This is a genomic window from Streptomyces sp. NPDC047130 (assembly GCF_040643475.1).
Lineage (GTDB): Bacteria > Actinomycetota > Actinomycetes > Streptomycetales > Streptomycetaceae > Streptomyces.
The window spans coordinates 39754-53506 of record NZ_JBEYUK010000007.1 but is presented as its reverse complement, the minus strand read 5'-3'; the positions used below and the strand labels follow the sequence as shown (position 1 = coordinate 53506).

Annotated in this window: 13 protein-coding genes; 2 read left to right on the top strand and 11 right to left on the bottom strand. The window is 74.8% G+C overall.

What is annotated here, in order from left to right; genetic code table 11:
- Positions 1-21 precede the first annotated feature (21 nt).
- The 4 genes from ABZ836_RS12060 to ABZ836_RS12045 form a co-directional block, all read right to left on the bottom strand.
- Positions 22-1461 carry a M28 family metallopeptidase gene (locus ABZ836_RS12060; protein ID WP_361141527.1) on the bottom strand — a complete coding sequence of 480 codons (1440 nt, stop codon included), beginning with the start codon at positions 1459-1461 and terminating at the stop codon, positions 22-24.
- A gap of 132 nt (positions 1462-1593) precedes the next feature.
- A complete protein-coding gene (locus ABZ836_RS12055; protein WP_356129592.1) occupies positions 1594-2919 on the bottom strand; it encodes an MFS transporter in 1326 nt (441 codons plus the stop codon).
- A gap of 238 nt (positions 2920-3157) precedes the next feature.
- Positions 3158-4843 carry a helix-turn-helix domain-containing protein gene (locus ABZ836_RS12050; RefSeq protein WP_361141525.1) on the bottom strand — a complete coding sequence of 562 codons (1686 nt, stop codon included), beginning with the start codon at positions 4841-4843 and terminating at the stop codon, positions 3158-3160.
- 134 nt (positions 4844-4977) lie between these two features.
- Positions 4978-5718, bottom strand: a complete 741-nt coding sequence (locus ABZ836_RS12045; protein ID WP_356129596.1) for an SDR family oxidoreductase — start codon at positions 5716-5718, stop codon at positions 4978-4980.
- Between the two features lie 174 nt (positions 5719-5892).
- On the opposite strand from ABZ836_RS12045, the gene ABZ836_RS12040 reads away from it, so the two are divergent.
- Positions 5893-6120: a twin-arginine translocase TatA/TatE family subunit gene (locus ABZ836_RS12040; RefSeq protein ID WP_356129598.1), complete on the top strand. Its 228-nt coding sequence runs from the start codon at positions 5893-5895 to the stop codon at positions 6118-6120.
- On the opposite strand, the gene mnhG is transcribed toward ABZ836_RS12040, so the two are convergent.
- From mnhG to ABZ836_RS12005, 7 genes are all read right to left on the bottom strand, one after another.
- Positions 6121-6483 carry a monovalent cation/H(+) antiporter subunit G gene (gene mnhG, locus ABZ836_RS12035; protein ID WP_356129600.1) on the bottom strand — a complete coding sequence of 121 codons (363 nt, stop codon included), beginning with the start codon at positions 6481-6483 and terminating at the stop codon, positions 6121-6123. It lies immediately after the preceding gene.
- A complete protein-coding gene (locus ABZ836_RS12030) occupies positions 6480-6746 on the bottom strand; it encodes a monovalent cation/H+ antiporter complex subunit F (RefSeq protein WP_356129602.1) in 267 nt (88 codons plus the stop codon). The genes mnhG and ABZ836_RS12030 overlap by 4 nt, the downstream gene beginning before the upstream one ends.
- On the bottom strand, positions 6743-7291 hold the full coding sequence (locus ABZ836_RS12025) for a Na+/H+ antiporter subunit E (protein WP_361141522.1): 549 nt from the start codon (positions 7289-7291) through the stop codon (positions 6743-6745). The genes ABZ836_RS12030 and ABZ836_RS12025 overlap by 4 nt, the downstream gene beginning before the upstream one ends.
- Positions 7288-8808 (bottom strand): proton-conducting transporter membrane subunit, encoded by a 1521-nt coding sequence (locus ABZ836_RS12020; RefSeq protein ID WP_356129606.1) that lies wholly within the window; start codon positions 8806-8808, stop codon positions 7288-7290. Before ABZ836_RS12020 ends, ABZ836_RS12025 begins: the two co-directional genes overlap by 4 nt.
- Positions 8805-9239: a Na(+)/H(+) antiporter subunit C gene (locus tag ABZ836_RS12015; RefSeq protein ID WP_356129608.1), complete on the bottom strand. Its 435-nt coding sequence runs from the start codon at positions 9237-9239 to the stop codon at positions 8805-8807. The genes ABZ836_RS12020 and ABZ836_RS12015 overlap by 4 nt, the downstream gene beginning before the upstream one ends.
- On the bottom strand, positions 9236-12118 hold the full coding sequence (locus ABZ836_RS12010) for a Na+/H+ antiporter subunit A (protein WP_361141519.1): 2883 nt from the start codon (positions 12116-12118) through the stop codon (positions 9236-9238). The genes ABZ836_RS12015 and ABZ836_RS12010 overlap by 4 nt, the downstream gene beginning before the upstream one ends.
- 97 nt (positions 12119-12215) lie before the next feature.
- On the bottom strand, positions 12216-13214 hold the full coding sequence (locus ABZ836_RS12005; RefSeq protein ID WP_361141518.1) for a PfkB family carbohydrate kinase: 999 nt from the start codon (positions 13212-13214) through the stop codon (positions 12216-12218).
- 91 nt (positions 13215-13305) lie between these two features.
- On the opposite strand from ABZ836_RS12005, the gene ABZ836_RS12000 reads away from it, so the two are divergent.
- Entirely contained in the window at positions 13306-13578 is a 273-nt protein-coding gene (locus ABZ836_RS12000; RefSeq protein WP_356129614.1) for a GlsB/YeaQ/YmgE family stress response membrane protein, read from the top strand.
- The last annotated feature ends 175 nt before the right edge of the window (positions 13579-13753 follow it).

The following is a 13753-nucleotide window of genomic DNA, read 5'->3' as shown; positions in this document are numbered from 1 at the left end:
CACCGGCCGACGCGGACCGGATCACCGGGGGAACGCCACCGGGCTGCGCAGCCCGGACCGCCCCACGGCGCGGACGCCGAAGAAGACGTTGTCCTTGGAGAGGTCCAGTTCGAACCCGGTGACGTCCCCCGCCGGGACGACATGGGTCCACTCCGGTTCGGTGGTCTCCCGCCACACCACCTCGTAGCCCGCCAGGTCGGGGTCGGCGCCGCGCTCCCACACGATCTGCGTGGCGTTGGTGAGGGAGGAGGTCAGCAGCCGTACCCCGGTGGGGGTGCCGGGGGCCTGGGCGAGGGTCCACAGGGCGGCGGCGTTGACCTTGGCGACGCGGGCGATGTAGGCGAAGTCGCAGAACTCCGGCAGGTCCCCGTACTGCTTGCCGTCCTCGACCCGCACGTCCTGGTGCTGGTGCGCGAAGTCCTCGGTGGGCTCGGTGAACCGGGCGGCGGGGTAACCGCGTTCGAGGAACGGGATCTGGTCGCCGCCGCGCAGGTACCGGTCGCGGCGGTAGACGACGCGGACGCGCATCCCGGTGGCGTCGTTGTCCGCGGTGTCCCGGACGAAGCGGGCCAGCTGGCGGGAGCGGGAGTCGTTCTCGCCGCCGACGGAGAGGCGCCGGGTGGCTTCCGCGGGCGTCTCCGAGGTGGGCACCCCCTCGGCGAACAGGCGGACGCCGTACGGGTCGACGGTGCCGTCGTCGGCCTTGGGGCTGCCCACGATGTCGTTGGTGAACATGCCCTGCACGTCGGTGCCGGCCTGCCGGTACCGCTCGGCCATGTACGCGGCCCCGTACAGGCCCTGTTCCTCGCCGGCCACGGCGGCGAAGACGAGGGTGGCGGCGGGACGGCGGCGGGCCATCACCCGGGCGAGCTCCATGGCGACGGCCACTCCGGAGGCGTCGTCGTCGGCGCCCGGCGCGTCGGACTCGGCGTCCATCACGTCGGTGGCGCGGGAGTCGTAGTGCCCGGAGACCACGTAGACCCGCTCGGGGGAGACCGAACCGCGCAGGGTGGCCACGATGTTGGTGATCCGCGTCGGCTCCGGGATGCGGGACGCGGGCTCCTGGACGTACGACTGGAGCTCCACCGTCATCCGGCCGCCGGAGGCTTCGGCGTAGGCGCGCATCCGCTCGTGGATCCAGTCGCGGGCGGCGCCGATGCCGCGCTCCGGGTCGTCCTGGGCGGAGAGGGTGTGCCGGGTGCCGAACGAGGCCAGCTTGCGGACCGTGGCCTCGATGCGGTCGGGGTCGATCTCGGCGAGCAGCGCCCGCAGTTCACGGCCGGGGCGCTGCCGGGTGGCGGGCGGCGGGCCGCCCGCCCGGTCGGCGGCCGCCTGCTCGGCCGCGGCGGAACCGGGGACCGCCAGGGCCGCTCCGGCGGTGGCCACGGCGGTCGCCGCCGTGAGCACCGTTCTCCTGCTGGGGGTGGTGGTGGCGGTGGGCTGGTCGTGCTGCGGCGACATGGCACCTCCGGGTCCGGAGCGGTGGGGGGACGGACGAGGGTCATGGTTGTGTACGCCTCAACCACCCACAAGAGCGCCTCCCGGCGGCCCCGTCCGTCCCACCACCCACCCCCACCGCGCTCGGAACGCGCGTCAGACCTGGTCGAGGTCGCGTTCCCGCGTCTCCGGCAGGGCCAGCACGCAGAGCAGCGACAGCAGCGCCATGGCGCTCATGAACCAGCCGCCGGCCGAGGGGCTGTACGTCTCGGCCAGGGTGGTGACCACCAGCGGGGCCACCGCGCCGCCGAGGACGCCGCCCAGGTTGTAGGAGAAGCCGGCGCCCGAGTAGCGCAGGCGGGTGGCGAAGAGTTCCGGCATGTAGGCGCCCGCCGGACCGTAGATGATGCCCATGCACAGCAGCGCGCCGCTGAGGGCCAGGGCGATCAGGACGTAGTTCCCGGTGTCCAGCAGCGGGAAGATGAGCGCTCCCCAGACGACGCCGAAGGCGGCGCCCGCGATGATCAGCCGACGGCGTCCGACCCGGTCCGACCACTTCGCCACCAGGTAGGTGGAGACGCCGAGCACCACCACCGCGACCAGGGTCAGCGCCAGCATGTCGTTCTTCGGGATGCCCAACGTGCCCGTCGTGTAGGTCATGCAGTAGGTGGCGGCCGTGTAGAACATCACGTAGACGACCGTGATCATGCCCGCGCCCAGCAGCATCTCCTTGGGGTGCTTGCGGAACGCCTCGGCGAGCGGGGCCTTGGCGGACCCGTGCCGCTCCATCGCCTTGGCGAACGCGGGGGTCTCCGAGATCCGCAGCCGGATCACCAGTCCGACGGCGACCAGCACGAAGGAGAGCAGGAACGGGATCCGCCACCCCCAGCTGTCGAACATCTCGTCCGGCATCACCACGCCGAGCAGAAGGAAGGTACAGGTCGCCGCGAAGTACCCGACCGGGGATCCTAGTTGGGGCGCCGCCGCGTACAGGCCGCGCTTCTTCCTGGGCGCGTGCTCGACGGCGAGCAGGGCCGCGCCGCCCCACTCGCCGCCCAGGCCCAGGCCCTGGATCAGGCGCAGCAGCACCAGCAGGACGGGGGCCAGGATGCCCAGGGTGTCGTAGCCGGGGAGCAGGCCGATCAGGCCGGTGGACAGGCCCATCATCAGCAGCGAGACCACCAGGACGGCCTTGCGGCCCACCCGGTCGCCGAAGTGGCCGAATATCGCGGCGCCGATGGGGCGTGCGGCGAAGCCGACGGCGAAGGTGGACAGGGTCGCCAGGGTGCCGGCCGTCTTGGACAGCTCGGGGAAGAAGGCCTCGTTGAGGACGAGGGCGGCGGCTGTTCCGTAGATGTAGTAGTCGTAGAACTCGATCGCGGTGCCGACGAAGCTGGCGGTGGCGATCTTGCGCATGCCCTGGGGCGACTCGGCGGTGGTGGCGGCCGGGTCCGAGGAGGAGGGCGGGGCAGAGCTGTTCATGTTGCTGCTCCGGGAAGATGACGGGAAGCCCGCACGGATCGGGCCGGAAGGCGACTGTAGGGCGGCCGGGACAGGCCGGTTCTCGTCCTCCGGAACAGTGATCGGGCCCCCGCGCTGTCCGCCCGGACAATGCGCCGGGCCGCCTTCCGCCAACGGCCGCCGGGGCCCGACGCGACGGCCCCCGCCACCGCCTCCCCCGCCGCCGGGTTCCGAGGACCCGCCACGGCCGGGAGGGCCGTCAGAAGGCCGGGCCCGCGGACTCCTCCGCGCGTGCGGGGAGCCGGAGTTGGAGCATCGCGGCGAGCCGGTGCTCGGGGTCGTCGAGGTCGAGCCCGGCGACCGCCGCCGCCTTGCGGACCCGGTACCGCAGGGTGTTGGGGTGGACGTTGAGGATTTCGGCCACCGGTCCCACGTCGCCGAAGGCGTCCAGGTACAGCCGCAGCGAACGGGCCAGCTCGGTGCCGTGCTCGGCGTCCTGGGCGACCAGCGCGGTGAGCCCGGGGTGCCGGACGCCGCCGCGCGCGGCCATCAGCTCCACGGTCTCGCGCACCAGCACCGACGACACCAGTCCGCTGTACGCGCCCACCGGACGCTCCGGGTGGGCGGCCAGGATGCCGAGCCCCCGGTGGCCGCGGAGCTTGACCTCGGGGATCTCCTCCAGCCGGGCGGCGGTGCCGGCCACACAGGCCTGGACGGGGGTCCGGGTGTGCTGCCGCAGCGCGGCCACCAGGTGCTCCGCCCAGCGGACCAGCGCCGGTTCGGCGGCCGTCGCGGCGGTGTCCGCGGCGGCGGCGGTGGTGCTGGCGGACCCGGTGGCCCCGGTGGGCCCGGCCGGCTCCGGCAGCATCGCGTAGATCTGCCCGCACGCCTGGGCGACCAGCGCGTTGCGGCGGTGGGCGGCGGCGTGCACCGAGACGAGCACGGCCGCCTCGGCCAGCCGGGCGTCGCGCCAGGTGCCGTCCGCGCGGGCGGCGGTGTCCCGCAGGTCGAAGGCGACCACCGAGGCGCCCGAGTCGGCGGGGATCCCCAGATGTTCGGCGAGGGCCGCCGTGTTGAACCGCCCGGTGAGCAGGCCGTGGGCCAACTCCTCGCGGGAGCGCAGCCGGGCGGCGGGGTCGCCCCGGTAGTAGTGGTCGATCAGCTGGGCCCCGGCGATGCGCGCGGCGCCGCGGAGCGCGCCCTCCGCGTCCGGCGCGAGCGGGCGGGCGCCCTCCTGCACCCAGATCGTGCCGAGCGGCCGTGCCCCGGCGTTGATGCCGGCGACCATCCGCCGGCGGATGTCCTTCTCCGGCACGGCGGCGACCTCGACCACCTCGTCGCCCTTGCGGACGCGCTGGTAGACGCCCCAGTCGCGGAGCATCGCGAGGTACGGCTCCGGGCAGGTGCGGCCCAGGACGGAACGCCGGCGCAGTTCGTCGGCCTCCTCGCCGGGGCCCGCGTAGGCGATCACCCGGTGGGCGGTGTCCTCGATGCTGACCAGGCCGTGGGTGAGGGTGGCGACGGTCTGGGCCAGCGCGTACAGGTCGCCCTGCTGCCCGGCGCCGCCGCGGATCAGCTCCCGTCGCGCCTCCGCCTCGACGGTGTCCCACCGCACGCCCGCGGGAACGCCCAGCACCGGTGTCCCGGCCGCCGCCGCCGCGTCCCGCACGGCCGGCGGCAGGCCGCCGTCGGCGCCGGCCCGGACCGCGACGCAGGAGGCGCCCGCCGTGCCCGCCGCGGCGATCAGCGCCGGGGCCTCCTCCTCGCGGGCGCCCACCGCCAGCACCAGGACGCCCGGCATGCCGACCAGGGCGTCGCCGGGCTCCGCGATGACCACGTCGCTGATGCCCTCGTCGTGGGAGTGGGTGAGGCGGGCGCCCAGCGCCTCGGCGATGCGCTCCAGTGGCGTGCCCAGGGTGTCGCCGCCCGGCGGGTCGTGCTGCATGGGCGACAGCGTAGGCAGGGCCGGTTTCCGCCCGTAAGGCCCGCCCCTGTGACGCGGACCACCCTGCCGGTTGCCCCCCGGCCTGGCCTGCCGACCACCCGGCCCCGCCCTGCCGGCCGCCGCCCCGGCCGGGCCTACCGCCCGCCCGCCACCCGCAGGACCGCGCCGGTCGTGTACGACGCGTCGTCGGACATCAGCCAGGCCACCGCCCCGGCGATCTCCTCCGGCTGCCCCGAGCGCCCCATCGGCGTGGTCTCCCCCACCCGGGCGGGCCGCTGCGGGTCCTGGTGGAACTCGGTCCACACCGTGCCCGGCGCGACGCAGTTGACGCGGATGCCGTCGGCGGCGACCTCCTTGGCCAGCCCCACCGTCATGGTGTCCACGGCGGCCTTGGCGGCCGCGTAGTGGACGTACTCGCCGGGGCTGCCGAGCGTGGCCGCCGCGGAGGAGATGTTGACGATCGCGCCGCCCTCCCCCGCCGTCATCTCGCGGACCGCGCGCCGGGCGCAGAGCAGGTAGCCCAGGACGTTGACGCCGAGGGCGTCCCGCATGCCCTCCGGGTCGGCGTCGGCCAGCCGCCCCACCGGGCCGCTGACGCCCGCGTTGTTCACCAGCCCGGTGACCGGCCCGAGCCCGGTGGCCACCGTGTCGAACAGCCGGTCCACCGAGGCGGCGTCGGCGGTGTCGACGGCCACGGCCAGCGCGCGCCGCCCCACCGCGGCAACCTCGGCCGCCACCGCCTCGGCGGCCTCCCGGCCGGACCGGTAGCCGATCACGACGTCGTGTCCCTCGGCGGCCAGCCGCCGGCACACCGCCGCCCCGATGCCGCGACTTCCCCCGGTGACGATCGTGATCCTGCGCTGCTCCGTTGTCATGACGGTCATTCTCCCCGGCGTGGGTCCGCCCGACGGCGGCGGGGCATGGGCACGGGGGCGGCCACCAGGTACATTTTCCGACGGCACGACACGGCACGACACGGCTCGGGACGACACCCCGAGCACCGACCGCAGCCCACGGACCACACATCACCGACCACAGAACGGGATCCCATGTTCGGACTGAGCGAGCTCGCCGTCATCCTGCTCGTCGTCGCCGCCGTCCTCGCGGTGAAGCGCCTCCCCGACCTGGCCCGTTCGGCGGGGAAGTCGGCCCGCATCCTGAAGGCGGAGTCGCGTGCCATGAAGGAGGCGCCCGCGCCGGGCGAGCCCAAGGTCGTCCAGGGCGAGGTCGTCGACCGCGGCGCCGGCGGGCAGCAGGACCGGACCGCCGGGGCCTGATCAGTCGTCCGGGCCGGGCCGCCGTTCCTCCGGCGGCAGCCGCCGGGCCAGCGCGTCCTCGGTGAGCGAACTCTCCGCCAGCGCGGACGTCCGGTAGGCGGTGCGGCCCACGATCTGGCCGGTCACCGGGATGGTGAGCAGCTGGAACAGGGCGACCAGGGCCAGCGGCACCGCGTACCGGGGCGCGTTCTGCAGCGCCGCGCCGAGCAGGATGAGCAGCAGCCCCAGGGTCTGCGCCTTGGTCGCCGCGTGCTGCCGGCCCACCGCGTCGGGGAAGCGGAGCACCCCGATCGAGGCCAGCAGGCAGAACACCGCCCCGGCGATCAGCAGTACCGCGGAGATCACGTCCAGTGCGGTGCTCACCGCATCCCCTCCCGTTCCTCGACCAGGTGGGCCGCGGTGACCGAGCCGACGAAGGCGAGCAGGGTGACGGCGAGCAGCACCGGCAGCCCCGTGCCGTCCTCCCGGCGGGCGGCGTCGGCGGCGATGCCGGCCGCGAACAGGGTGACCAGCACGTCGAGGGTGACGATCCGGTCCAGCACTCCGGGCCCGATCACCAGCCGCACCACGGTCAGCAGCGCGGACAGGCCGAGGAGCAGGAACACGACGTAGTAGACGGCGGTCACGCGTCGTCCTTCCGTGACGTGGGGGTGGCGGCGGGGGCGGTGTCCTGGCGGCGGCCGAGCGCGGCCACCAGCCGGCGTTCGCTGGCCAGCAGTTCCCGGCGGGCCTCGGTGACGTCGTCGGAGGCGACGACCAGCAGGACGTGGACGTAGAGCACCCGCCGGTCGCGGTCGATCTCCAGCACCAGGCTGCCGGGCGAGACGTTGGTGAGCAGGGTCGCGAGGGTCACCAGCAGGTCGCTGTCGGCGTCGAGCGGGAGTTCCACGATGGCGGCCCGCACCCGGGGGCCGTGCCGCAGGGCGGCCCAGCCGACCGCGGTGGCGGAGACGACGAGGTTGCCGGCCATCCGCGCGCACAGGGCGAGCAGGCGCAGCGGGCGGACGGTGATCTGCCGGGAGACGCGGGGGAAGCGCGAGAGGGCGAGGACCGCCAGCGCGACCAGCAGTCCGCCGAGGATCACCAGCGGGCTGGGCGTGGACCAGAGCAGGATCCACAGCAGCCACAGCCACAGCAGTGCGGGCAGACGCCGCAGCAGGGAGCGGTTCACCGGCCCCGCCCTCCCTCGACCAGGACCGCGTCCCGGTACCCGCCGGGCCGGATCAGTTCGGCGGCGGCCCGCTCCCCCATGTCGGACAGCGGTCCGGCCGCCGCCGCGAGGCCGAGGCCGGTGAGGGTCATGGCGACGGCGGCGGACATGGTGAGCATGACGCCGGGCCGCCGCCGCAGCGGGAGCGGCTCACCGAGTTTGGGGGAGAACGCGCCGCGCCACACCCGGACCATGGCGTAGAGGGTGAGCACGCTGGTGACCAGCGCCGCCCCGGCGAGCATCCAGGCGGCGACCCCGCCGTGGGCGGCGGCGGCCCGCAGCAGGGCGAACTTGGCGACGAAGCCGGAGAGCGGCGGGACGCCGGCCATGCTGAGCCCGCCGACGAGGAAGAGCAGCCCGGTGACGCCGTGCACCCGCCGGGCGGCCTCGCCGCGTTCCATCCGGGAGAGTTCCGCGGTGCCGGCGGCGTTGACGATGAGTCCGGAGACCAGGAAGAGGGTGGCCTGCACGGTGATGTGGTGAAGGATGTAGAGGATGGTGCCGGTCAGTCCGGCGACGTCGGAGAGCGCCAGGCCGAAGATCATGAAGCCGACGTGGCTGACCAGGGTGAACGACAGCAGGCGGTTGATGTCGTCCTGGGCGACCGCGCCCAGGATGCCGACCAGCATGGTGGCCACCGCCAGCACCGCCGCCACCCACCAGACGCCCTCGCGGGGGAAGACCAGGCTCTCGGTGCGGACCATGGCGTACACGCCGACCTTGGTGAGGAGGGCGGCGAAGACCGCGGTGATGGGGGCGGGGGCGGTCGGGTAGCTGTCGGGCAGCCAGAAGTGCAGCGGCACCACGGCGGCCTTGATGCCGAAGACGACCAGCAGCATCAGGCTGAGCGCGGTCCGCAGTCCGGGCGGCAGCCGTTCGGCCTGCACCGCCAGGTCGGCGAGGTTGACGGTGCCGAGCGCCGAGTAGACCAGGCCGAGGGCGGTGATGAACAGCAGCGAGGACGTCAGACTGGTGATCACGTAGGTCATGCCGGCCCGGATCCGGGCCGGGCCGGCGTCCAGGGTGATCAGCACGTACGACGCGGAGAGCAGCATCTCGAAGGCGACGAACAGGTTGAACAGGTCGCCCGCCAGGAACGCCAGCGCGATCCCGGCCACCAGCACCAGGTAGGACGGGTGGTAGGGCACGGTGATGCCGGGCCCGCGGTCGGCGTTGTCCTGGCCGACGGCGAAGAGCAGCACCGCGAGGGCGACCAGCACGGCCAGGGCGAGCAGCATCGCGGCGAGCAGGTCGGCGACCAGCACGATCCCGAGGGGCGGCGCCCAGTCCCCGGCCCGCACCACGACGGTGCCGTCCCGTTCGACGACGACCAGCAGGGCGACGACGTCGGCGAGGACGAGGGTCAGCGCGGTGAGGGTGACGGTGCGCTGCCGGTCGGTGTTGGCGGAGACGAGCAGGGAGAGCCCGGCGGCGAGCAGCGGGACCAGGACGGGGAGGGCGACCAGGGCGAGGATCATCCGGCGTCCTCCCGGTCGTCGGGCGGCAGGTGCGGCGTGGGGTCGTCGTCGGCGCGTTCGGCGACGTCGCCGATCCGCCGGTCCTCCGGGTCGTCCTGGACCTCGTCGTGGCCGGTGAGACGCCAGGAGCGGTGGGAGAGGGCCAGCAGGAAGGTGGTGACGCCGAAGGTGATGACGATGGCGGTGAGCGCCATGGCCTGCGGCAGCGGGTCGGAGTGGGCGGAGACGTCGACGGCCTCGCCGCCGCTGGTGATGGGCGGCTCCCCGAGCGGTCCGCCGGCCTCCAGGAGCAGCAGGTTGGCTCCGTGGCCGAGCAGGATGATGCCGAGCACGATCCGCATCAGGGAGCGCTGCAGCAGCAGGTAGACGCCGGCGGCGAAGAGTCCGCCGACGACCAGTGCCATGGTGACGTCCAGGCTGGCCGTGGTCATCGTGACCGCCCTCCGACCGTTCCGGGGCCGGTGCCGAGCTGGGGCACGGGGGCGCGCAGGGAACTGCCGGCCGCCGACAGCAGGGTCAGGATGACGCCGAGGATCAGCAGGTAGACGCCGACGTCGAAGACCAGGCTGCTGGCGGTCTTCACCTCGCCCAGCACGGGCAGGTTCCAGGTCCACAGGGTGCTGGTCAGCGGCGGCCTCCCGAAGGCGAGCGGGACGATGGCGGTGGTGGCGGCGAGGATGAGGCCGGAGCCGATCAGGTGTCCGGGGCGGACGGGGGCCGCGTGTTCGACGTCGGCGGCCCCGGCGACCACGTACCGCAGGATGAACGCCTGGCCGGCGACCAGTCCGCCCGCGAATCCGCCGCCGGGGCGGTAGTGCCCGGACAGCAGCAGGAAGAGGGAGACGACCAGGATCGACGGGAAGAGCAGCCGGGTGACGACCTCCATCAGCACCGAGCGCTCGGCGCCGAGCAGGTCGGTGCTGCCGGGCAGCCAGTGCTCGCGGGGCTCGTCCCAGCGGGCGGCCGTGGGCACCGGCCCCTCCTCCTCGCCGGGCCGGGCCCAGCTCTCGGGGCCGCTCCCGGGACCGGTGTCGGTGCGGGTGCCGAGCCGGATGAGGCTGATCACGCCGAGGGCGGTGACCATCAGCACGGCGATCTCGCCGAGGGTGTCCAGGGCACGGAAGTCAACGATGATCGCGTTGACGACGTTGTTGCCGCCGGTCTCCCCCACCCGGCGGAGGTAGTCGCCGGCCGGGCCCGGGTTCTCGCGCCCCTGCTGGGCGGTGAGGGCGAAGCCGGCCACGAACGCCCCGACCAGGAGGGCCAGCGAGGCGCGCGCCCAGCGCCCCACCCCGGTCCGGGAGCCGGGGCTGAAGCGGGCCGGCATGCGGCGCAGCACCAGCACCACCACGACCAGGGTGAGCGACTCCACCAGGAACTGGGTGAGCGCGAGGTCGGGTGCGCCCTGGACGACGAACAGGCCGGCCACGGCGTAGCCGACGGCGCCGGTGACCAGGACGGCGGCCAGCCGGTGCCTGATCACGGCGGCGCCGAAGGCGGTGATCAGCACGGTGAGCGCCAGCGGCAGCTCGGCCGTGGTCCACCAGGCGCGCACCTGGCCGAGCGGGGGCAGGGTGTGCAGCACGGCGATCGACGGCAGCACCACGGCGGTGATCAGCACGGCGGTCAGGTACAGCGGCAGCGAGCCGACCTGGGTGCGGCGGGTGAACACCACCGCGCCGTGGTGCAGGGCGACCATGAGGCGCCGGTAGCACCACTCGGCGTCGGGCAGCCGGGGAAGCCGGCCCAGCAGCCGGGAGAAGGGCCGGCGGGCGGCGTGCAGCGCGAGGCCCAGCACCACGATGAGCAGCGCCAGCCACAGGGGGGCGGTCCAGCCGTGCCAGAGCGCCGCGTGGAAGGGCTTCCCGGAGGGCTCGGGGTAGAGGTCGGCGTACGGAGCGGTCAGCGCGTCGACCGCCGGGTACGCGAGGCCGGCGGCCAGGCCGAGCACCGCGAGCACGGCGGCGGGAGCGAGGAACACCGGGTGGGACGGGCGCGCGGGCCGCGGGGGCCGGTCGTCGCGCTTGGTCCCGAACCCGCCCTGGAGGAACCGCGCGGTGTAGGTGACGGTCAGCACCGAGCCCAGGCAGAGGGCGGCCGCCGCCCAGGCCGTGCCGGTGACCTCGCCGTGCAGCAGGGCCTCCAGGGCGCCGTCCTGGGCGATCCAGCCCACCGTCGGCGGCAGCTTGGCCATCGACGCGCAGGCCAGCACCGCCACCGCGGCGACCACGGGCAGCGCGGTGCCCAGGCCGGACAGTTTCCTCAGGTCGCGGGTGCCCGTCTGGTGGTCGACGACGCCGACGACCATGAACAGGGCGCCCTTGAAGAGGGCGTGGGACAGCAGCAGCACCGCCCCGGCGAGGGCGGCGGTGCGGGTGCCCATGCCGAACAGGGCGATCATCATCCCGAGTTCGCTGACGGTCCCGTACGCCAGCAGCCGTTTCATGTCGGTCTCGCGCAGCGCCCGCCAGGCCCCGACGACCAGGGTGTACAGCCCGACGGTCAGCACCAGCGGCCGCCAGGGGGCGGTCTCGGCGAAGCCGGGGGCCAGCCGGGCGACCAGGTACACGCCGGCCTTCACCATGGTCGCGGCGTGCAGGTAGGCGCTGACCGAGGTGGGCGCGGCCATCGCGGCGGGCAGCCAGGCGTGCAGCGGGAACTGGGCGGACTTGGCGAACGCGCCCACCAGGATCAGCACCAGGGCGCTGGTGACCAGGGGGCCGGGTTCCGGCAGGTCGGCGAGGAGCGCGGAGATCCGGTAGGTGCCGGCGGCCTGGCCCAGCATCACCAGGCCGAGCAGCATGGCCAGTCCGGCGGCGACGGTGGTGAGCAGCGCCTGCTCGGCGGCCCGCCGCCGGTCGCCGCCCTCGCGCCGTCCGGCGATCAGCAGGAAGGAGGCGACGCTGGTGAGTTCCCAGAAGACGTAGAGCAGCAGCAGGTGGTCGGCGAGGACCAGTCCCAGCATCACCGCCGCGAAGGCGAGCAGCAGGCCGGCCTCCCGGCCGTGGCCGGTGTGGTGGTAGTACGCGCCGTAGACCATCACGCAGACGCCGACGCCGGTGACGACCAGGGCCATCAGCAGCGCCAGCGGGTCCAGACGGAACGCGATCTCCAGGCCGAGCGTGGGCGCCCAGGCGTAGGTCTCGGTGTAGGTCCCGCCGTCCAGGACGGACGCCGTCCGGGTGAGCAGCCAGGCCAGGGAGGCGGCGAGCACCACGGCGGCGAGGGCCCACACCCCGCGGCCGATGCGGCGGGCGGCCGCGGGCAGGGCGGCGGCGCACGCGAGCTGCGCAAGCACGACGACGAGCACGCGACCTCCGGGCGCTGGGCGGTGAGCCTCCGGTTCCCTGTTCGCTCCACCCTTAACGCCTTGATCGGCCGCCGCCTGCCGCGCTGCCCTACATGGCCTAGTGTCCGCCCCCGGAGGACGGGCCGTCCCCGGCCGCCCGGCGATCGGCGTCGGCGTCGGCGTCGGCGTCGGCGTCGGCGTCGGCGTCGGCCAGGAAGTCGGCGGCGGCGGCCAGGAGGTCGGCGGCGTCCACGGCGCGGGCCTCGGTGGCCGGCACGGTGCACGCGTAGGCGCCGGCGACCGCGCCGAACCGCCCGCACCGCTCGGCCGGTTCGCCGCGCAGCATGCCGTACAGGTAGCCGGCGGCGAAGGCGTCGCCCGCGCCGTTGGAGTCGACGACCGGCGCGGGCGGGACGGCGGGCGGGACGCGGGTGAGGGTGCCGTCGACGAGCTGCAGCGCGCCCTCGGCCCCGGCGGTGACGACCACGGCCCGGGCGCGGCCCTCGCGGGCGATCCGGCGCATCACCGGCTCCGGGTCCGCGGGGAGCGCGGCGGCCGACAGGAAGACGACGTCGGCGGCGAGCGCGTACGGCAGGTGGTGCTCGGCCCGGCCGTCCCAGTCGTGGAGGTCGGTGGAGACGGTGACGCCCGCTCTGAGCAGTACCGGCAGGGCCTGCTCGCAGGGGCCGGTGATGGAGACGTGGGCGTGGCGGCACCTGGACGCCAGGGCGGCGACGGTCTCCTCGGGGTAGTGGCCGCCGCCGCGGCCGCCGTCGTAGAGGGAGGCGCGGCGGCCGTCGGGGCCCACCAGGTTCACGGCCCGCCGGGTGCCGTCCGGGGCGTGCGGCGCGGTCAGCGGGATGCCGTGGTCCCGGTGGAAGGCGCGCACCAGGTCGCCCTCCGGGTCGTCGCCCACCACGTCGAGGTGGTGGACGCGCAGGCCGAGCCCGGTGAGGCCGAGGGCCACGAAGTCGCCGGTGTGCCCGGCCCGTGCCTGCACCCCCTCCACCAGCCGGCTGTCCGCGTCCGGGAGGGGCAGTTCGGGCACGTACACGATGGTGTCCACGCCCGCGCCGCCGAGGACCAGTACGTCGAAGTCGTCGTCCGTTCGCTGCATCCGCCCATCCTGGCGTGACCTGCCGGATCGTTGGGCAGGAACCCCCTACCGGCCCGGGGGCCGGACGGGAAGGAAGCGGAGGAAGCGGGACATGAGCGTCGTCGCGTGGGTGGTACTGGGACTCGTCGCCGGGGCGGTGGCCAAGGTGCTGATGCCCGGCCGGGATCCGGGCGGGCTGATCGGCACCACCCTGATCGGGGTGGTCGGCGCGTTCCTGGGCGGCTGGCTGTCCGCGCGCTTCTTCGACCGGCCGGTGGACCAGGACTTCTACGACCCGGCCACCTGGGTGTCCGCGATCGGCGGCGCGCTGGTGCTGCTGATCGCCTACCGCGTCCTCTTCGGCCACTCCCGCGAGCGCGGCTGACCGGCCCCCGCCCGGCGGCGGCGGATGCGGGCAGGAGCGGCGAGGGGTCCGTCCGGGTGGCGGTCGGCCCGTTCGGGGCAACCCGGTTCGGCGGACGGCCCGTGGCGGGGTGAGGGTTGCGGAGGGCACGGGCGGCCCGTCCGCGCTCCGTCGCCAGGGGGCGCCGGGCCACCCG

Coding starts and splice junctions, on each gene's coding strand:
- ABZ836_RS12015 (WP_356129608.1), bottom strand. CDS start 9,239: ATGACCACGGCCAGCCTGGACGTCACCATGGCACTGGTCGTCGGCGGA.
- ABZ836_RS12000 (WP_356129614.1), top strand. CDS start 13,306: ATGAGCGTCGTCGCGTGGGTGGTACTGGGACTCGTCGCCGGGGCGGTG.
- ABZ836_RS12020 (WP_356129606.1), bottom strand. CDS start 8,808: ATGATCCTCGCCCTGGTCGCCCTCCCCGTCCTGGTCCCGCTGCTCGCC.
- ABZ836_RS12060 (WP_361141527.1), bottom strand. CDS start 1,461: ATGTCGCCGCAGCACGACCAGCCCACCGCCACCACCACCCCCAGCAGG.
- ABZ836_RS12040 (WP_356129598.1), top strand. CDS start 5,893: ATGTTCGGACTGAGCGAGCTCGCCGTCATCCTGCTCGTCGTCGCCGCC.
- ABZ836_RS12055 (WP_356129592.1), bottom strand. CDS start 2,919: ATGAACAGCTCTGCCCCGCCCTCCTCCTCGGACCCGGCCGCCACCACC.
- ABZ836_RS12045 (WP_356129596.1), bottom strand. CDS start 5,718: ATGACAACGGAGCAGCGCAGGATCACGATCGTCACCGGGGGAAGTCGC.
- ABZ836_RS12050 (WP_361141525.1), bottom strand. CDS start 4,843: ATGCAGCACGACCCGCCGGGCGGCGACACCCTGGGCACGCCACTGGAG.
- ABZ836_RS12005 (WP_361141518.1), bottom strand. CDS start 13,214: ATGCAGCGAACGGACGACGACTTCGACGTACTGGTCCTCGGCGGCGCG.